This window comes from Corynebacterium sp. UD i78, assembly GCF_056280545.1.
In genome coordinates, this window is record NZ_JBWCED010000001.1 from 153,517 (window position 1) to 173,458 (window position 19,942).

14 protein-coding genes are annotated in these 19,942 nt (G+C 66.5%); 9 read left to right on the forward strand and 5 right to left on the reverse strand.

The genetic code is table 11. The features are described from left to right. Positions 1 to 54 precede the first annotated feature (54 nt). From ACZ9GM_RS00705 to ACZ9GM_RS00720, 4 genes are all read left to right on the forward strand, one after another. Positions 55 to 849: a class E sortase gene (locus ACZ9GM_RS00705; RefSeq protein ID WP_476036997.1), complete on the forward strand. Its 795-nt coding sequence runs from the start codon at positions 55 to 57 to the stop codon at positions 847 to 849. A gap of 1 nt (position 850) precedes the next feature. After that, the gene (locus ACZ9GM_RS00710; RefSeq protein ID WP_476036998.1) at positions 851 to 1,003 is read left to right on the forward strand and encodes a hypothetical protein; all 153 of its coding nucleotides are present in this window, start codon (positions 851 to 853) and stop codon (positions 1,001 to 1,003) included. Positions 1,004 to 1,213: 210 nt separating this feature from the next. After that, a complete protein-coding gene (locus ACZ9GM_RS00715) occupies positions 1,214 to 5,923 on the forward strand; it encodes a DUF5979 domain-containing protein (RefSeq protein ID WP_476036999.1) in 4,710 nt (1,569 codons plus the stop codon). Between the two features lie 148 nt (positions 5,924 to 6,071). After that, positions 6,072 to 6,473 (forward strand): hypothetical protein, encoded by a 402-nt coding sequence (locus ACZ9GM_RS00720; protein WP_476037000.1) that lies wholly within the window; start codon positions 6,072 to 6,074, stop codon positions 6,471 to 6,473. Positions 6,474 to 6,585: 112 nt separating this feature from the next. Here ACZ9GM_RS00720 and ACZ9GM_RS00725 read toward each other — a convergent pair whose 3' ends face one another. From ACZ9GM_RS00725 to ACZ9GM_RS00740, 4 genes are all read right to left on the reverse strand, one after another. Continuing rightward, positions 6,586 to 7,200 carry a DUF2020 domain-containing protein gene (locus ACZ9GM_RS00725; protein ID WP_476037001.1) on the reverse strand — a complete coding sequence of 205 codons (615 nt, stop codon included), beginning with the start codon at positions 7,198 to 7,200 and terminating at the stop codon, positions 6,586 to 6,588. Beyond that, positions 7,197 to 7,817, reverse strand: coding sequence for a TetR/AcrR family transcriptional regulator (locus ACZ9GM_RS00730; protein WP_476037002.1), 621 nt, complete (start codon positions 7,815 to 7,817; stop codon positions 7,197 to 7,199). Before ACZ9GM_RS00730 ends, ACZ9GM_RS00725 begins: the two co-directional genes overlap by 4 nt. Positions 7,818 to 8,089: 272 nt before the next feature. Further along, on the reverse strand, positions 8,090 to 8,860 hold the full coding sequence (locus ACZ9GM_RS00735) for a 3'(2'),5'-bisphosphate nucleotidase CysQ (RefSeq protein ID WP_073884127.1): 771 nt from the start codon (positions 8,858 to 8,860) through the stop codon (positions 8,090 to 8,092). Positions 8,861 to 9,134: 274 nt separating this feature from the next. Then, positions 9,135 to 9,833 carry a metal ABC transporter ATP-binding protein gene (locus ACZ9GM_RS00740; protein ID WP_476037003.1) on the reverse strand — a complete coding sequence of 233 codons (699 nt, stop codon included), beginning with the start codon at positions 9,831 to 9,833 and terminating at the stop codon, positions 9,135 to 9,137. Positions 9,834 to 9,862: 29 nt separating this feature from the next. Here ACZ9GM_RS00740 and aztB point away from each other — a divergent pair, with 29 nt between their 5' ends. The 5 genes from aztB to ACZ9GM_RS00765 are packed head-to-tail and all read left to right on the forward strand — an operon-like array spanning position 9,863 to position 19,228. Then, positions 9,863 to 10,714, forward strand: coding sequence for a zinc ABC transporter permease AztB (gene aztB / locus ACZ9GM_RS00745; RefSeq protein ID WP_476037004.1), 852 nt, complete (start codon positions 9,863 to 9,865; stop codon positions 10,712 to 10,714). 8 nt (positions 10,715 to 10,722) lie between these two features. Then, positions 10,723 to 11,979, forward strand: a complete 1,257-nt coding sequence (locus ACZ9GM_RS00750; RefSeq protein WP_476037005.1) for a hypothetical protein — start codon at positions 10,723 to 10,725, stop codon at positions 11,977 to 11,979. Beyond that, positions 11,979 to 12,926 (forward strand): zinc ABC transporter substrate-binding protein AztC, encoded by a 948-nt coding sequence (gene aztC / locus ACZ9GM_RS00755; RefSeq protein ID WP_476037006.1) that lies wholly within the window; start codon positions 11,979 to 11,981, stop codon positions 12,924 to 12,926. The genes ACZ9GM_RS00750 and aztC overlap by 1 nt, the downstream gene beginning before the upstream one ends. Before the next feature lie 43 nt (positions 12,927 to 12,969). Then, complete coding sequence (aztD, locus tag ACZ9GM_RS00760; RefSeq protein WP_476037007.1) at positions 12,970 to 14,268, forward strand: zinc metallochaperone AztD; 1,299 nt, start codon at positions 12,970 to 12,972, stop codon at positions 14,266 to 14,268. A 58-nt stretch (positions 14,269 to 14,326) separates the two neighbouring features. Then, positions 14,327 to 19,228: a DEAD/DEAH box helicase gene (locus ACZ9GM_RS00765; RefSeq protein ID WP_476037008.1), complete on the forward strand. Its 4,902-nt coding sequence runs from the start codon at positions 14,327 to 14,329 to the stop codon at positions 19,226 to 19,228. A 62-nt stretch (positions 19,229 to 19,290) separates the two neighbouring features. Here ACZ9GM_RS00765 and ACZ9GM_RS00770 read toward each other — a convergent pair whose 3' ends face one another. After that, positions 19,291 to 19,782 carry a MarR family winged helix-turn-helix transcriptional regulator gene (locus ACZ9GM_RS00770; protein ID WP_291473601.1) on the reverse strand — a complete coding sequence of 164 codons (492 nt, stop codon included), beginning with the start codon at positions 19,780 to 19,782 and terminating at the stop codon, positions 19,291 to 19,293. Positions 19,783 to 19,942: the final 160 nt, after the last annotated feature.

A 19,942-nucleotide genomic window follows, 5' to 3' on the forward strand; every position in this document is an offset into this window, starting at 1 on the left:
AATATGAGGGTGGAACAATGACGTTTATTCACGCGTATGCGATGATCACTTTTCATGGGAACACGCGGCAGGACGACTTGGTTGTCTGTCGTCGGCGAAATTCTGCTGACAGTCGGAGTGGTCGTCGGACTGTTTGTGGTCTACCAGGCGTGGTGGACGAATATCGAGTCCGGGAAACTCCAGTCGCAGGTGTCCGGGGACCTGGACCGCTTATGGTCAGACGAGAATCCACGTCCTCTGAGCCGAAATGCTGAAGGTACCGCCTTTGCCCGGATGTTCATCCCCTCCTTCGGACCGGACTTCAGTTACGCCGTGGTGGAGGGCACGTCGGACGCGGCGCTGAACACGGGACCTGGGCATTACTCGTCCACGCAGCTGCCGGGGCAGCCGGGGAACTTCGCGGTGGCCGGCCACCGGGTGGGGCGCGGGGCGCCGTTCAATGACCTGGGGCATCTGACCACCTGTGATGCGGTGGTCGTGGAAACCGCCTCGTCCTGGTTCGTCTATCGGTTGCTGCCAGTGGAGGACGCGCCGGGCGCGGATCCGGTGACACGTCAGACGGCAGCCGCGCAGTGTCTCGACGAACAGACGGCTGCGGAGGTGGCGACGGGGCGGTACGCCGGCTTGTCCGGTCGGCATATCACCCTGCCCGGTGACGTCGGCGTGCTGGACCCGGTGCCGGGCTCGGGGGTGATGGATGTGCTCGACGGGGATCTGCCGTTGCTGACATTGACGACCTGTAATCCGCAGTTCTCCAACCGGGAGCGGATGATCGTTCACGCTGTGCTGCAGCGTGCGGAACCGCGGGTGGACGGGCAGTTGCCGACTGAACTGGTGGAGGGGGTGTGAGATGTACGCGTGGATCTGGCGGCACCTGCCGGGGCCGGTGACTATTCGCCTGGTGATCGTGGCGGCAGTACTGGTAGGGGTGTTCTTCCTGCTGATGGACGTGGTCTTTCCGTGGGTGGAGACGCTGATGCCCTACGGCGACGTGGCGGTGTGAGGCGTGAGGGTCGGTACGGGGAATTGTGATCGCCCTATTGCGCGAGACCCGCAGCAACGGTGCTGTGCGAATTTGTACGGGGGTGGAACAAGGGGTTCTAATTTATCGAATTCCTGTTTATCTCTGAAGTGATGCCCTGAGACTTTTTCCGGTGCTGGTATTTCTCTCTCTGAGGGATTCCCCCGAATGGCATTCACAAGGAGATTGATTATGGGAAGTTGGCTGACACAACCACCGCGGGGAGGTGTGACGGTCCGAGGGTGGGGGCTTCTTGTCGCCGCCCTCATCGGGATCATCGCGCTCGTCCTCACGGCGGCAGTGACTGTGGCGCCGAAGGCGGCCGCTCAGAATTCGGATGATCCGTCTGTGTCGACACAGGGAAACAACACTTCGGATCTGACCGTGGGTGAGGGCGACTCTTATGACGTCGCGCCCGATGCCAATGGTTCCAACGACGACAGTCAGAACAATGAAGCCGCCGAAGGCACCTCGGAAGTGGTTACCGCCGACGATGCTGACGTTGCAGGCACCGAGACCGAGACAAACGAGCCTAATGCCCCGCCGTCGGAGACCCCGAAGGTCGGGGCCACACCGCGGGCAGCGAACTCCAGCATCGTCATCGACGTCACGTTGATCAAGAATGTCCCGAACCCGGGCGAACAGCTCAAGGTCGGTGACAAGGCCCGTGTCGAGGGGACCTGGAAGGCTCCGGAGGGCATCGCCGAGGGAGACTCCTTCGCCGTCGGTTTCCCGGCGGAACTGCAGATTCCGGCCGGACAAACTTTCAACCTTACCGGCACCGGTGAGTACGACGGTCGGCCGGTAGGCACCTGTACGGTGAACGAGGACAACACTTTCACCTGTGTGATCACCGCCGACCTCGACGACAAGGAAGACGTTCAGGGCACCTGGTGGATCGAGGCCACTGCGTCGAAGTACACCTCCGCAAAGGACGTCGAGTTCACAGTTCCCTCCGGCGGCCCGGTTACGGCTCCGCTGCCCGGTGACAACGGTGGCATCAGCGACGGTCAGGAGTTCGAACTCACGAAGTCCGCCAAGGTCAACCCGGACAAGTCCTCTATCCAGTGGACCGTCGAGATCCCGGGCAGTATGCTCTCCCCGCTGGATCCAGAGGGCACCGGCAAGGTCACTCTCCAGGACAAGCTGCCTGGTGGGCTGATGGTCTGTTCTCCAGCCAACGCCAAGCTGCAGAGCGGTCGGGCTTCCCTGACCGATATCGCGGACGGTCTCACCCTTGAGGAGAAGGCCACTGGAACGGTCGACGTCGAGATAAATGCCGGTGGTGCCTTCAAGGATGACCAGCGTTACGTTCTGACCTACAACACCTGCACCACGGACGGCAGCCTGCTGGAGCCGGACGAGAAGTACGAGAACACCTTCATCGTCGACGGTCAGCACTCCGCTACCGGCATCGGTGAGGGGCAGCCGTGGTCCCCGCAGGTTCTGGCCAAGGCCGGTTCTGTCGTCAGCGGCCTCGATAAGGTCCAGTGGACCGTCACCATCCCCGGTGACATGGTCAAGGAGGACGGCAGCGTCGATTTCTCCGACGAGTTCGAGGGCGACACCTTCATCTGTGAGGGTGGCGTGGACCTCCGGATCCGTGAGTCCCTCGACCGGATCCAGTACCCGAACACCGGACGTTCGTGGACGGACATCACCGACCGTGTCGGCGGTGTCAAGGGGCTCGGTACCGAGGGCGAGAAGTCCTTCTCCACCACCCTGAGTGATCTGACGAAGGATGCGACCAAGGTCTACGAGATTCAGTACAGCACCTGTCTCGACCAGATTCCGGACCGCGGCCAGCAGTTCAAGAACACTGCCAACGTGAACGGTAACCCAGTGGTCAAGACTGCGACTCCGCCCACGTCTAACTCAACCAAGAAGGGCGCCTTCAACACCAAGCCTGTCACCATTGACGGTGAAGAGTACCCGGCCGGTACCACCCAGACCTGGACCGTGGAGATCAAGGGCTACGATCTGGAGACCAAGCTCGAGGACGGCTCTTTCGAGCCCGCCAAGGTCCTCGAGGCCACTGACGCCTTCAGTGACACCATGGCTGTCTGCAGCGACAGTACCGACCTGGTGGCTGCGCTGGGCATGACCGTCGAGGGTAAGGGAGTCGGTAACTACAAGGTCCCGGATGTGGACCTCACGGAGAAGATCACCGTCACCAAGAGAGACAACGGTTTTTCCCTGAAGGTTGATCCGGCCGACGAGAAGGACTTCTCGCGTTACCGGAACTACACCATCACCTACACCACCTGTACTTCCAGCGGTGGTCAGGATGCTGCCGGCACTCGTTACGAGAATGAATTCAAGGTCAACGGTAAGGAGCTCAAGACCCACGTCGACATGAACTGGAACGCCGGCGGTACCGGTTCCGGTGTCTCCCGTGGTTCCTTCGACCTGGTGAAGTCTGCATCGAGCAGCTCTGAGAAGTTCGACGAGGATGCCGAGTTCACCGTCAAGGTCGAGGAGTTCTCCTCCCAGGAGAAGCTCGACGCCAATCAGCCGGAGAACACCTACAACGTGAAGGTGAAGGCGGACGGTACCCCCGTCTCCGGTCACTTCACCCGCGGCAACGGCTGGCTCATTCGCCTCACCGAGACCGGTTTCCCCTCTGACGCCGGCGTGTTGTGGCAGCCGGGCACCTTCGTTAGGTCTGACGGTGTCACCGTTGACGAGCAGGGCCGCGCGATTGTCGCGATCACCCCGAAGTCGAACGTGTCTGTCCAGCTGAAGAATACCGCGACTCTCGGCGAGCTCACCGTCACCAAGAAGGTCGATGAGGGCACGACCGTTGTTGACCCGAATCTGGAGTTCAAGGTCACCGCTCACGTGACCGAGAAGGAAGGCGAGGGCCCCCGGGACATTCCCTTCACCCTGAAGGCGAACCAGTCCTACACCCTGAAGGATCTTCCTATCGGTGCCGTCGTCACCTTTGACGAGACTCAGCCGGTCGACACGGACTTCATTACCTGGGGTACTCCCAAGTTTGAGCCGTCATCTGTCACGGTTAGCGAGGGGACCAGCGGTTCCGAGGTCATACTGACGAACACTGCGTCGGAGACCACGGGTACCTTCACCATCGCGAAGAAGGTTGTGGGCCCGGAGGCCGGCAACTCCAACGTCCCGGAGACCTTCGATGTGAAGGCCACCTGGACCGACGCTGACGGCAACGAGCAGTCGACGACTCTCACTGTCCCCACCAACGGGAACGCTGTGGACTTCGGCGAGCAGCTGCCCGGCGGCACTGAGGTCACCGTGACCGAGGATGTCCCCACCAACGGCAACGGTCTCGCCTGGGCAACCCCCACCTTCTCCGGCGAGGGCGTGACCACTGACGAGGACGGCAACGCCGTCGTCACCATCGGTAAAGACGTCAAGGCAGTCACTGTCACCAACACCGTCGCCAAGAACGATGGCACCCTGCGTCTGACTAAGACCGTCTCAGGTGAGGCCGCAGACCTTGTCGGCAAGGACCCCGAGTTCACCGTCACGGCCACCTGGAAGGACGGAGACGAGTACAAGTCCACCGAACTGAAGGTCTCCAAGGGCCAGGTCACTGAACTGGGCGTGGATCTGCCGGTCGGCACCGAGGTCACCTTCGAGGAGACCGACAAGCCGAACGTGCCGGGCGTCGAGTGGGGCTCCGTGACCTGGGGCGTCGCTGATGACCAGACCTGCCAGGTGCAGGCCCTGACTGCCGGTGTGGAAACCAGCACCTGGCTGCGGGCGAACACCGACGGCACCGCCACCGGCATCGTCTCCGATGAGACCGACTGCGGTCGCCTGATCTCCCTGACCAACGAGGCCAAGCACAGCCTCGGCAAGGTCGAGTTCGAGAAGAAGATCGTCACCGACGACGGCGACACCATCTCAGTGGACGAGGCTGTGGAGAAGGGCCTCCTGCCTGAGGATGTCTCCTTCGATGTGACCATCAAGGATGTCAACGTCTCCGCCGGTCAGACTGCGCCGGAAGGCGCCGTCCAGGCCGGTGACACCATAACCCTGGACAAGGCCAACGAGTGGAAGTGGACTTCCGGTGACCTGCCGAAGGGCACCGTCGTGACCTTCGACGAGGTCACCCCGGTTCCGCTGCCGGGTGTCGACTGGGCCAAGCCGCAGTTCGATGAGGGACAGCTCACGGTTGAGGGCGGCAAGACCGTCCCCACCGAGATTCGGAACACGATCGTCCCGACCACTGAGGTCGACATCGAGAAGACCGTGACCGGTCCGCTGGCCAACAAGCTGGCGAAGAAGACCACCTTCGAGGTCACCGCATCCTGGACTGACAAGGACGGATTCGACAAGACCTGCGTCTTCACCGTGAAGAACGGTGAGTCCGCAGTGCCGACCGAGAACTGCGACGCCACCGTCATCGACGGCAAGGTCTACTTCCCGCAGGGCACTGAGATCACCTTCGAGGAGACCGGCGCGTCCGAGGATGCCCGCCACCTGACCTGGAAGGACGTCAAGTGGACTGTCGAGGAAGGCAATGCTGACCTGGACTCCGAGGACAAAGGCGACCGTTTCCCGACCATTGCGACGGTGACCATCAAGGGCGAGAGTCCGGTCACCATCGGTCTGGAGAACGAGAGCGGAATCGACGGACTGATCATCATCCCGATTATTCCGATCATCCCGCCGCACCCGCCGGTGCCGGGCACCCCGACTGAGCCGGGCACCCCGGTGACCCCGGAGACCCCGACCACCCCGGTCGAGGGCACCCCGGGCCACCCGGGCCAGGCGATGCCGGAGCAGCCGTCCAGCTCCTCCAGCGATGGCGGCCTGGCCAACACCGGTGCCTCGGTGATCGGTCTGACAGCACTCGCGCTGATTCTCGTCGGTGGAGGCGCGTGGCTACTGCTGCGCAACCGTCGCGAGGGTGAAGCCTAGGCTCTCCCCGGACGACCCCCGGGCTGACTCTTCTGTGAGCCGGACCAGGGGGGAGAGGCTCCGGCTTACGCCGGGGCCTCAACTCCATCTCCAACCGTTTGAGTCTTGATCTACCTGCCACACCACATCACCTGAAAGGTCCATCACTTTGAAGAACATTCGTAAGGCACTGCTCGCAGCGGCGACCGCTACCGCTGTCACCTTCTCGGGAACCGCTGTAGCGACCGCCAACGAGAGCACCGACCAGTCGGTCGGCGTTGACATCCGGGAGCCCGGTACCGACGAGGGCGACGGTGAGGCCGGAGACGGTCCCGCCCTCCCCGGTGACGAAGACGATAAGGAGATCACCGGTTCGACGGACTTCGGTGACGTCTTCGGCTCCCGCGACGACAACGGGAACTTCTCCTTCGACAAGGCCCTGTCGTCCCTGAAGAACGTCGCGGCCTTCGGTGCAGCGGTTGCCGGTATCCTCGGCGTGATCGTCACCCTGTCGACCAAGATCCCCGAGGTCCTCGAGATCTTCGGCATCGACACCCCGTCGAAGAAGTAGTCTGACGCTTCCGGACGCAGAATAGGCCCCCGGGCAGATTCACAGAGAGTCTGCCCGCGGGGCCTCTCGCTGTCCGCGTGACTCTTGGCGCGTGATCTTCACCGCGTGGCCGTCACAGGCCCAGATTCGTGATCGTCTGTTCGGCGATCTTCTGGGCCTTCACCGACTGATCCTGGGCCGTCGTGACGGTGACAGCTATGTTGTCCTTGAAGACCGAATAGACAGCCCCGCCGCCGGGGACGCCGTACTCACTGTCGGAGGTGCCGCCGCGTCCTCCCGACCAGCCTTCCGGCTGCAGGGCCTTCGTGGTGGTGTCCACCGGTGCCGCCCAGTTCACCACGGCCACGGCGTCCTGATGCGTGGTCATCCACCGGACCTGCACCACTGCCTGCGGGACCTCCTCATAGGACCAGTACACACAGGTGGGTGTTTCGAACCGGGTGTCCAGGCTCGTTCCCGTCCACCGCTCACCGGTGAGCTCTTCGACCATGCCACCGTCCAGGTACGGGCAGGTAGCGTCCCGTGGTCCCGCAAGATCGGGGGAGGTGTCCGCAGGTAGTTCTGACCCGTTGACCGCCGGCCAGTTCTGTTCGGAAGTGATCTCGGCGTCTGAGCTGACCGCGGGCGAATCATCGGAGCCTGTACAGGCGGACAAGACCAGGACAGTCAGCACGGCGCAGGCAGATGTGGCTGCGGACGAGACCGCAGCGGAGAACGGATGCTTCATTGAGCGGCCGACCTGTCGCCGTCGATCTCCCACCCGTCGGTGTCTTTGTCAATGCCGGAGACGATGATCTCTACCGCCCGTGTCCGGAGGAAGTTCCTGGAAGGGCATCGTGTTTCATCGTCAGGCATACGGAAGATCTGGTCGAGGGTGCTGATCAGCAGGGATGCCACGAAGTGGGTCTGCTGAAGCGAGAAACCGAACTCGATGAGTCGCCGACCGTAGGTCCGGAACGGGACGGCGACGAACCTCGTCACCTGGTTCTCGTAGCCGGAGACCACCTGTGGAAGCTCCGGGTATCTCAGACACAGTGCCCACCATTCGTCGGCGGCCCGGCGCAGCGAGTCCTGCCAGCTGACCGCCTCGGTCAGCGGAGCAACTTCCGAGAGGATGCGGTTGAGGCATTCCTCGAGCAGTGCCCGGTGGGAGGGGAAGCGACGGTAGACCGCGGCTGTGGTGACGCCCAGTTCCCGGGCGACGGCGGCGACGCTGAATGAGCGCAGACCGAGCTCCATGGCGGTCCTCACGACGTCATCGGCAGAAAACCGGGGGCGGCGACCTGCCTGGCGGCGGTGGGTGGCAGTGGCGGCGGTGTGGGTGGCGTGTGCGGTGAACGTCATGGGTCAAACGCTAGGCTGCCAGGGGATTCTGCGCGCTTTTTGATGCCGTGGAGAAACTTATAGCCCTTCACTGGGGGTATTGAATGCCCTTCATAAAGGGGGTCGGGGCCTCCGGCTGGACAAAGCCGGCCAGGAGTGAAACTAAAACATGTTGTACTCTTATACCGTTCTGCGGTGAATGAGATGAACCTTCAGGTTCGCACTATGGCGGCGGAGCGGGGTCGGTGTACCGACCGCGTCCTCGGCCGTGAGCTTCGCCCGGCGCCCGGCCATCAGTCCTCCGGCTGGTAGCTGCCGTGCTCGCCGAAGAAGGCTGCGGCCTGCGCCAGGATCCCGTCGGCCAGCTCGGGACGGCAGATCAGCACGTCCGGCAGGTAGGTGTTCTCGTTGTTGTAGACCAGCGGGGACCCGTCCAGTCGACTGCAGTGCAGGCCGGCGGCCGCGCACACCCCCACCGGCGCGGCATTGTCCCACTCGTACTGGCCACCGGCGTGGAGATAGGCGTCATTGTCGCCCAGCAGTACGCTGATCGCCTTCGCGCCGCAGGATCCCATCGTCACCAGTTCCATGCCGGTCTGCTCCGCGACATGCACCGCGACCTGGGGAGTGGAGTTCCGTGAGATCACCAGACGGTTCGTGGGATGTCCCGTCACCGCCCTGGATTCCCCGGTGGTGAACACCTGGCCCAGATCCGGCATCCCCACCGCCGCCGTGGTGACGGAGCCGTTGATCGCGAGTGCGATGTGCACCGCCCAGTCCTGGCGCACGCCCGCGTACTCGCGGGTGCCGTCGAGCGGGTCGATGATCCACACCCGCTCCTTCTTGAGACGGATCAGGTCGTCAGCGGCTTCCTCGGAGAGGACCGAGTCTTCCGGACGGTGAATGGCCAGTGCACGGGCGATCCACTCCTGGGCGATGGAGTCCCCGGCATCCCCGAGTTCACCGTCACGCAGCAGTCCGACATTTCGGACACCCTTGAGGATCTCGCCGGTTCCCTGGGCGAGGCGGCGGGCGAGGGTCTCGTCGTCAATCGTAGACGTCATGGGGACAGTGTAGCGGTGGTGCGGAACGACAGCCGGGTCGTGGTGTGGTGGGGCGCATATTTTTCCGCCCCTTGTGCTGTCGGTGACCCCGGCTCCACCTACGCAGGTATTGACGACAGCGGAACGACGGCGGCTGAGGTCGGCGAAGCCCGGCATCCGGCGTGCCCGGTGCTCTCGTGCGTGCCCTCCCCGGGAGTACTGCTGGAGCCGGTTGCCGACACATGTGCCGACCTCGGAACGTACCGGATGAATGTGCCACATCTGCTGCCGCACTTTACGGGTGGATCGCGACAACCATTCCTCTGTCGAGTGTCACGACCCGGTCAGCGGCCGTCGCCTGGTCGCGGTCGTGGGTCGCGATGATGACGGTGACCCCGGCGTCCTTCTCCTCGGCGATGGCCCGGCTGATGAGGTCCGCGGTGGCGGCATCCACTGCCGACAGAGGTTCATCGAGCAGGAGCAGGGGTGCTTCCTGTGCCAGCCCCTGGGCGATGAGCGTGCGCTGACGCTGACCGCCGGAGAGGTCGGCGAGGGTGCGGTCGGCGAGGTCCGTGATCCCGGTACGCTCCATCGCCAGGTGTACTGCGGTGTGGTCGGAGCGGTTGAGACGGCGTACATACGGCAGATACTGCAGGATGCTGTGCCTGCTGCGTCCACCAGCCCAGTGCCACCGTCCCATGGCGACGGTGTCACGGACGGTGACCGGGAAGAGCTCGGGGGTCTGGCTGTGCTGGGGGACGATGCAGATGTTGTCCGGTCGGCCGGTGATCCGACCGTGTGAGGGAGGCAGCGTGCCGGCGAGCAGGCCGAGCAATGTTGACTTTCCGCAGCCGTTGGGTCCGGTCAGTGCGGTGACGGATCCGACCGGGAAGGCCACGGTGACGTGGTCGAGGGAGAGGCTGTGCCCGTGGCCGGAACCGGGGTTCCGGCCGTAACTGTGACAGACGTCGTGGAGGGAGACAGTCTCGCGCATATCTTGATGGTAATGATAATCATTACTACATGGAAATCCTGACCGACCCTTTCGAGGTCTCCTTCGTGTTCCGGGCCCTGCTGGCCGGCAGTTTCACCGCGGTGCTCTGCGCCTGCGTCGGCACCTGGGTGGTGCTGCGCGGCCTGGCCTTCTTCGGTGACGCCATGAGTCACGGCATGCTGCCGGGGGTTGCGGTGGCGTCCCTGCTCGGGGCGAATCTCATGCTCGGCGCCGCTGTCAGCGCGGTGGTCATGTCTTTCGGGGTGGTGGTCGTGAGTCGTGCGACGCGACTGTCGAGGGACGTCAGTATCGGTCTCCAGTTCATCGTCATGCTGTCGCTGGGTGTGGTGATCGTGTCGCACTCCGGGTCGTTCGCGGTCGATCTCACGGCGTTCCTCTTCGGTGACGTGCTGGGGGTCGGATCCACTGATGTGCTGACTGTCGGCATTGCGGCGCTGGTCGGACTCGTCGTCTGCGCGGTGATGCACCGGCCGTTCACGGCGTTGACCTTCGATCCACGCAAGTCGCAGACCCTCGGACTGCGCCCCGGATTCGCCCATGTCGCAATGCTCATCCTCGTGGCGTTGGCGACGGTCGCGTCCTTCCGGGTCGTCGGGACGCTGCTGGTCTTCGGTCTGCTCATCGGCCCGCCGGCGACGGCGGTGCTGCTGGTCCGGGGGATCGGGCGGGTGATGGTGCTCGGCGCAGTGCTGGGGGTGACCCAGGTGTATGTCGGGCTGCTGGTCAGCTGGTACGCGGAGACGGCGGCGGGGGCGACGATCACGCTGCTCGGAGGTTTGACCTTCCTCGTGGTGTTGGCGGTCCGGGAGGTGGTGTGTAGAGTTCATTCCGCTAACGCACATGACAATCATTTTCATTAAGAGGAGATATGGGACGACCGGACACCGCCACGCGGCTCGTTGCCGTCACAGCCGCCACACTTGCTCTCGGACTCGCTACCGGCCTCACCGCCTGTGGATCCGGGGACGACGGCACCGGGCAGGACGCAGGCCAGGACACTGCTGAGGCATCCCCGCACGGCTATGTCGAGGGCGCTGAGGAAGCCACCGAACCGCAGCTGCGGCTCGCCGTCTCGGATGCGGACTCCGGCACACTCACCCTGGTGGACCTGCTCACCGGTGACACGGTCCAGACCGAGGACGCCGCAGAACTGCACGGATCCGACAACCGCTACCTGTTCACCACAGGGGAGGAAACCACCACTGTGACCGACTCCGGCGTCTGGACCGTCGACCACGGCGACCACTTCCACTACTACCGCTCGGAGCCCGGCACGGTGGGCGAGGTGCCCGCCGAAGAGCCCGGCCACGTCATGTCCGCGGACACCCGCGTCGCCTTCTTCGATGACGCCACCGGCGACGTGAAGGTCTACCCGCGCGCCGACATGGACGATGACGTTCTTGAGCCGGTCACCGAGTTCAGCGCCGGAGCGCACCACGGTGTCGCCGTGCCATTCGCGGATCAGGTGGTCAGCACCATCGCCCCGGAGAAGGACAGCGCCGAACTCCCGGACACCCTGGCGGTCTTCGATGAGGCGGGGGAGAAGTCCGACCTGGCCGGAGACGCCACCTGCACCGACATCCACGGCGCGGCCACTGTCCGCGACGCCGTCCTGTTCGCCTGCGCCGACGGTGTCCTCACGGTCACGGAGAAGGACGACCCGGACACTCTCACTTCGACCCTGGTTCCTTATCCGGAGGACGCCGACGGCCGTGCCTGGTCCCTGGCCGCCGGTCGCGACCTGGTCGGCGTGCCCTTCGAGGGTGGTGGACTGGGACTGCTCGACCCGGAGACCGGAACCTGGACCGTCGCCCCCACTGATGCGCCCGTGACGTCCGCCGCCGTGTCCCCGGACGACGGCTCGGTGCTCGCCCTCGACGAGGACGGCACCGGATACGCGGTCGACCCGCAGTCCGGGGGGATCCTCGCCGACTCCTCACTCGTCGAGGTCGGCCGGAGCGGGGCCGAGGGTGCCTCTGTGGTGCTCGGTACCGAACGCGGCTACGTCTCGGACCCGGCGTCCGGCACCGTCACCGAACTCGACGTGGCCGACGGACTGCGTGAGACCCGCGAGTTCGATCTCGGCGGAGCGCCCGGTGCCCTGGCCGTCACGGGAGGTAAATGATGCGCCGACCATTCAGCCTCCGCGTACCCGGCGCCGTCCTGGCTCTGGTTCTCGGTGCCTCCGGCGCGGTCGCCTGCACCGGCGGTGACGGGAAACCGGACATCGTCGTCACCACCAACATCCTCGGTGACGTGGTCACCCGGCTGGTCGGCGACACCGCCGAGGTCCGGGTGCTCATGAAACCGAACGCCGACCCCCACTCTTTCGGCATCTCCGCCAGGGAGGCCGGGGAGGTGGAGAACGCCGACCTGGTCGTCGCCAACGGACTCGGTCTGGAGGAGGGGCTCGGCTCCATCCTCGACAGTGCCCGCGGTGAGGGCGTCGAGGTCCTCGAGGTCGGCGAGCTGGTCGACCCGCTCGACTACACCGCCGGTGCCGACAACGGTGCCGACAGCGCCGAGGCAGCGAAGGACCCGCATTTCTGGACTGATCCGGCGCGGATGGTGGAGGCCACCGGGATCATCGAGGAGAAGCTCACCGACGAACTCGACGGTGATGAGGCGGACCGGGTGCGGGAGGCTGCGGCGTCCTACCGCAGTGAGCTGGAACAGCTCGACGCCGAGGTCGCCGAACTGCTCGGGTCGGTGCCGGAGGACAACCGGAAACTCGTGACCAACCACCACGTCTTCGGCTACCTCGCCGACCGGTTCAACTACCGGGTCATCGGCGCGGTCATCCCCGGCGGCACCACCCTGGCCTCCCCGTCCGCCGCCGACCTGCGGGACCTGTCCACGACCATCCGGGACAACCACGTCCCGGCGATCTTCGCCGACTCCTCCCAGCCGCAACGCCTCGCCGAGGTCCTGGCTCAGGAGGCCGGCGTGGATGTCGAGGTCGTGGCGCTGTTCTCGGAGTCCCTCACCGAGCCCGACGGTGAGGCCGGGAACTACATCGGCATGCAACGCACCAACGCCGAGCGCATCGCCGACGCGCTCATGCCGCGGTAGACATCCCCACTTCATCCACTGACTTTTTCAAGGAGATACCCCCATGAACCGTTCCACCCGTACCCGCCGTCGCTCTGTCGCGGCCGTGCCTGCGGCGCTCGCCGCCACCGCCCTTCTCCTCGCCAGCTGCGGTGACAGCGACAGTGACAGCGGCGACAGCACCGCCGCCGGCACCTCCACCGCAGCCTCCGCCACCGGAGAACATGACCACGCCGCCGAGCCCGAGGTCGTCGAGGTCGCGCAGCCCCGCATCCTCACCACCTACGACGGTGGCATCCTGACGCTGGATGCCAACACCCTGGACGTCATCGCCGACGAGAAGATCGAGGGGTTCAACCGACTCAACCCGGTCGGCGACGGACGCCACGCCCTGGTCTCCACCTCCAAGGGATTCCAGCTCTTCGACGCCGGTGTGTGGACCGAGCCCCACGGCGACCACTCCCACAGTTACGCCACCGACCCAGAGTTCACCGATGTCGTCTACAGCGTGGACAAGCCCGGTCACGTCGTCCGCCACGACGGGAAGACCATCCTGTTCAGCGACGGTGACGGGAAGATCCAGGTCTTCGACAGCGCGGCCTTCCTTGAGACGACCGGTGAGGGTGACGCCCCCGAACCGACCGTCACCGAGACCGAGCCGCACCACGGTGTCGCCATCGAGATGTCCGACGGCACCCTGGTGCACACCGAGGGGACCGAGGAGTACCGCGACACCGTCGTTGCCGTCGACGCGGACGGTCAGGAGACCGCCAGGAGCACCGGGTGCCCCGGCGTCCACGGGGAAGCCGCAGCGCAGGGTGAGGCCGCGGCCTTCGGCTGCGAGGACGGACTGCTGGTCTACAAGAACGGCGAGTTCACCAAGATCCAGGCGACCGAGAAGTACGCCCGCACCGGAAACCAGGCGGGGTCGGAGGAGTCCACCGTTGTCCTCGGTGACTACAAGACCGATGAGGACGCCGAACTCGAGCGTCCCACGAAGATCACCCTGACTGACACGGCGGCGGGCAGCACGAAGGTCGTCGACCTGGGCACCTCCTACAGCTTCCGTTCCCTGGGACGCGGCCCGGCCGGTGAGGCTCTGGTGCTCGGCACCGACGGTAAGCTGCACGTCCTCGACCCGGAGTCCGGCGAGGAGACCGCGGCCTGGGACGTCATCGACGAGTGGGAGGAGCCGATCGAGTGGCAGGACGCCCGCCCGACGCTGTTCGTCCTGGGCGACCGCGCCTACGTCAGTGAGCCTGACACGAAGGAACTGCACGTCGTGGACCTGTCCAACGGTGAGGTCCTGGCCTCGGCGGAGCTGCCCGAGGCTCCGAACGAGCTCACCGGCGTCACCGGGTAGCGGTGCCCGGCCGCTAAGGCGCACGAAGCTGTCCGGTCCGCGTGGTTGACTGGTGGGCATGACTGCTGACCCCCTCGACCGCTTCTTCGCGCCCGTGGCGTCCTGGTTCCGCGAGGTCTTCGTGGAGCCGACGGTAGTGCAGTCGCAGGCGTGGGACGCGGTGAGTCGTGGTGAGCACGCCCTCGTCGTCGCCCCGACCGGTTCCGGTAAGACGCTCGCCGCTTTCCTCTGGGCACTGGCGCGGCTGACCTCCGCCGGGCTCATGCAGGACGGGGCGGGGGAGACTGCACGCAAGGGGACCCGCGTCCTCTACATCTCCCCGCTCAAGGCCCTCGGTGTGGATGTGGAGCGCAACCTGCGTGTCCCGCTGGCCGGGATCGCCCGTACCGCCGCGGCCACCGGCACCGACATCTCCCCGGTCACCGTCGGGGTGCGCAGCGGAGACACCCCGCAGTCCGAGCGGGCGAAACTGCTGCGTACCCCACCGGACGTGCTCATCACCACGCCCGAGTCGCTGTATCTCATGCTCACCTCGAAGGCTGCCGGCACGCTCGTGGACGTGGACACCGTCATCGTCGACGAGGTCCACGCTGTCGCCGGTACGAAACGGGGCGCGCACCTGGCGTTGAGTCTGGAACGTCTGGATGCGTTGGTCGCAGACCACGGGGGATCCGTGCAGCGTATCGGCCTGTCGGCGACGGTGAATCCGGTGGACACCGTGGCGTCCTTCCTCGGCGGTGACCGGCCGGTGACGGTGGTCAACCCGCCGGCACACAAGCTGTGGGACGTGAAGGTCCGCTCGGTGGTGCCGGACTTCCGCGAACCACCGGAGGTCGAGCCGCTGGTTCCCGAGGACGCCGCGGACGCAGCGGGCACGTCTGACCCCGACATCCCCGTTGACGACGCCCTCGTCGGCCCCGGCCTCATCGGGGAGGGAGTCGGTGGGATCACCGACGCCGGATCAGGACGCCGCGTCGCGTCCGGCGTGGACCGTGAATCCGCCCTGCCACAGCAGAAGTCCGTGTGGCCGCACGTGCAGCGGGCGATCTACGAGCAGGTCATGGCCAACCGCTCCACCCTCGTCTTCGTCAATGCCCGACGCACCGCCGAACGACTTACCGGCGCACTCAACGAACTCTGGGCCGAGGAGCATGATCCGGAGTCCCTGGCCGCGCCCACCCGCCGTGACCCCGCCCAGCTCATGGCACAGTCCGGGTCGGTCGCCGCTGCTCCGCAGGTCATCGCCCGGGCCCACCACGGGTCGGTGTCCAAGGACGAGCGCGCGGACATCGAGCAGGCGCTCAAGGAGGGGTCGCTGCGGTGCGTGGTGGCGACCTCCTCCCTGGAACTCGGCATCGACATGGGTCTGGTCGACCATGTCGTGCAGGTCGGGGCGCCACCGAGCGTGTCTTCGGCGGTGCAGCGGGCAGGACGCGCCGGGCACTCCGTCGGCGCGGTCTCCCGGGCCACCGTCTACCCCCTGCACCGTCAGGACGCCGAGGCCGCGACCGTCATCGTCGACCGCATGCTCGCCGGTGACCTGGAGCCGCTGCATGTGGTCACCAACGCCCTCGACGTGCTCGCCCAGCAGACCGTCGCCCGGGCGGCACAGGCCGAGTCGACCGGTGGCGATCCGGTGGACGTGGAGGAGTGGTTCCGCACCGTGCGCCGCGCCCACCCTTACGCTGCCCTGCCGCGGGAGGCCTTCGACGGTGTCATCGAGCTGGTCAGTGGCCGGTACCCCTCGACCGACTTCGCGGAGCTGCGTCCCCGCGTGGTCTACGACGCCACCGCGGGCACGCTTGTCGCCCGCCCCGGGACCAGGCGTGTCGCCGTGACCAGTGGCGGGACGATCCCGGACCGGGGACTGTTCGGCGTGTACCTGCCCGCCGACGGGGAGAACGCCGGAGGACGCCGCGTCGGTGAACTCGACGAGGAGATGGTCTACGAGTCCCGGGTCGGGGACGTGTTCACGCTCGGGGCGTCTTCCTGGCGGATCAGTGAGATCACCCGTGACCAGGTCATCGTCACCCCGGCGGCCGGGCACACCGGACGCCTGCCGTTCTGGGTGGGGGACGCCGAAGGCCGGCCGGCGGAACTCGCGCCGGTGATCGGGGCATCGCGTCGGTCGTGGGGGACCGGTGGCGACGGTGACCTGCGGGCGGCGTCCTTCCTCGACGAGAACACCCGGGCCAACCTCGACATGTTCTACTCCGGGCAGCGGGAGGCGACACAGGTCATACCGGATGAGAAGACACTGCTCATCGAACGTTTCCATGACGAGGTCGGGGACTGGCGCGTCGTCATCCACACTCCCTGGGGCCGGTCGGTGAATGCGCCGTGGGCGCTGGCGATCGGTGCCGCACTCGCGCGACGGTCCGGCATCGACGCCATGGCGGTGGCAGGGGACGACGGTATCGTGCTGCGCCTGCCGTACACCGAGGAGCCGCCCGGGATGGAGCTGTTGACCGGCGGTGCTGACGATGCCTCTCCTGTGGTCGCAGAGGTAACGGACGCGGTGGGCTCCTCGGCCCTGTTCGCCGGGCGGTTCCGTGAGTGTGCCGCCCGTGCCCTGCTGCTGCCGCGGCGCAACCCCGGCAAACGTCAGCCGTTGTGGCAGCAGCGCCAGCGGGCCTCCCAGCTGCTGGATGTGGCCCGGCCGCACCCGGAGTTCCCGGTGATGGTCGAGACGATGCGCGAGTGCCTGCGCGATGTCTACGACCTGCCGGCACTCGAGAAGATCGTCGGCGCGGTCGGGTCGCGGCGGGTGCGCGTCGCCGAGATCACCACGGACACGCCGTCCGCGTTCGCCGAATCCCTGCTGTTCAGCTACACCGGTGCCTTCCTCTACGAGGGGGACTCCGCCGAACGCGCTGCCGCCCTGTCAGTCGACCCGGCGTTGCTCGCCGCGGTACTGGGTGCCCGTGGCGAGGGCCTGGAACTTGATGAGGCAGTGGTCGCCGAGATTGTCGCGGGGCTGCAGTGGCTCGCGTCCGGGCGGCAGGCCCGCTCGGCCGAGCAGGTTGTGGACATGCTGCGTGCCCTCGGGCCCCTGGCCGTCGACGAGGTCGCCCGGCGGGTCGATCCTGCGGTGCCTGGCGGGGTGGACGCGGTGTGCGACGAGGTCCGGGCGATGATCCCGCGCCGGATCTGCGGGGTGAAGGTCGGTGGCGTGCTGCGCTGGGCCGTCGTCGAGGACGCCCCGCTGCTCCGCGACGGGCTCGGTATCCCGGTGCCCCCGGGAGTGGGGGCACCGCTGGAGACGGTCCCCGATGCCGTCGACCAGCTCCTGCTGCGGTGGGCGAGAACGCACGGGCCGTTCACCGCCGCCGAGGTCGCCACCGAGTTCGGACTCGGTGCGGCGACCGCGGACGCTCTGGCGAAGCGCTGGGTGAGTGGCCGACGGTTGGATACCGTGTCCGTCAGCGGGACAGACGGGGAACGGTACGTCGACACCGGCGTCCTGCGCAGGCTGCGCGCCGCGACCCTGGCGAAGGCCCGTGGTGCACTCGAACCGGTGAGCCGGCAGACCTATGCGTCCTTCCTGCAGTCCTGGCACGGGTTGGGCGAGGGGGAACGCGAGGACCTGGCTAGCGTCATCGAGCAGTTGGCGGGTGTCGCGCTGCCGGCGAGTGCCTGGGAGACCGTGGTGCTGCCTGCGAGGATCCCCGGGTATGCGCCTGCGGACCTCGACGATCTCATGACCTCAGGTGAGGTCGTGGTCGTCGGTGCCGGGGCGGCGTCGCCGACGGATCCGCTGGTCATGCTGCTGCCCGCGGACCTGGCGCCGCTGCTGGTCGCTGCGACCGAGGGATCCGATGTGCCGCTCGGGCCGGTCGCGCAGCTGATCCGTGACCGGGTCGCAGGGGGAGGGGCCTTCCTCGCCGCGGAGATCGGGCGTGCGCTCGGGGAGGCCGAGGACTCTCCCGGCAGTCCGTCGCATGATGCGGTGGACGCCGCGATCCGTGAGCTCTTCGACGCGGGCGTCCTCATGCCCGATTCCTTCGCTGCGGTCCGGGCCCGGCTGGCCGGTACCGGGATCACTGACGTGGCTGGTCACCGGGGTGGGGCAGTATCGAAGGGCGCGCACAAGGCGCCGCGGCGCGGACGCGGTCGGGGTTCCACCGCGCGGCTGCGCATGGGTCGCACCACCTTCGCCCAGACCGTGAGGTCGGAGGAGGTCCGTTCGCGCCGGGCGGCGATGAACGCCCATGCCGGGGTACCGGGACGTTGGTCCCTGGTGCCCGCGCCCGGTGGTGCAGCGGCCGACCGCGCGATCGCCCGTGGCGAAGCCTGGCTCGACCGGTACGCGGTGGTGACCAGGGGCTCCGTGATGGCGGAGCACACCGAGGGAGGCTTTGCTGCGGCGTACCGGATGCTCACCGCCTGGGAGGACAACGGCACGGTACTGCGCGGGTATGTCGTCGACGGTCTCGGTGGTGCGCAGTTCGCATCACGGGAGGTCATCGACCGGCTCCGCGAGATCGAGGAGGAGGCGGTCACTGACCCGGGCGTTCCGGTTGTGCTGGCCGCCTCGGACCCGGCGAACCCCTTCGGCGCGGCGGTGCCGTGGCCGGAGGTCTACGGGGCAGGTGGTGACTCTCCCGGTGGTGCCGGGCGACCGACCCGTGGCGCCGGAGCGTTGGTCGTGGTACAGGACGGCCGCCTGCTCGCCCATCTCACCCGGGGAGGACGCAGTGTGCTGCTGTTCTCCCGACCGACACCTGGTGAGGGTGATGGTGCCGGTGGTGGAGGCGCCGGCAGTGCTGCCGTCGCCGCTGATCCGGCGGATGTGCAGGCCGTGGTGACGGGGTTGACGGCTCTCATCTCGGCCGGACGCCTGTCCCCGGTGACCGTGGAGAAGATCAACGGCACCGAGGTCATGGCGCTGGGTACGGCGACCCGGGCGTGGACCGAGGCGGGTGCCCGGTTCACCCCGAAGGGGCTGGTCGTGCGCTGACTCCCGCGCTGACCCACTCCGCACTCTGACGGTCGGATCCTCGAGTGGAGAAGGCGTCCGTCTCAGTCCCGGGACGGGTGCTTCCGGTGCGTGTCCTCGTTGAACAGTGCGGTCATCGCATCGAGGAACCCGATGACCGCCTCGCGCGCCTCGGCGGGGACGCCGCGCGCCACCTCGAACATGGCTTCGTGCATCGGGCCGGCCCACGCGGCAAGTTCCCGGTGGGAGCGCTCAGTCGCGCCCAGGAGGACGGCCCTGCGGTCCTCGGGATGGCTGTTGCGGGCCATATGGCCGGACCCGGTGAGCCGGGTGATGAGCTTCGCTGTGGCAGCGGTGCTGATCCTGAGCTGATCAGCGAGCTCCCTCGCGGTCAGGGGGTGACCGGACCGCTCGGCGGCGATCACACGGCGCAGGGCCTCCAGGTCGGTGCCGTTCATCCGCATGTCCGCGCCCAGCCGACGCCGCATCTCCTGGTCCGCGGTGCGGAACCGGCGTACTGCGGCAAGCAGTGCGACCGGCGGTGCCTCTTCGTCGTACCAGTATTCCCGGGGCATTCACGGGTCCTTCCGCGCCAGATGTGTCACAGGTTTCCCAATATACAAGGCCCAGGATAAGCCCACGGGGGAGGTGGGGAGGGTATTGAGGTATGCGCTTCGCCATTATGCTAACTTGGTTAGCGTTATCGAGAGACAATGTTGACCGGAAGGAGACACC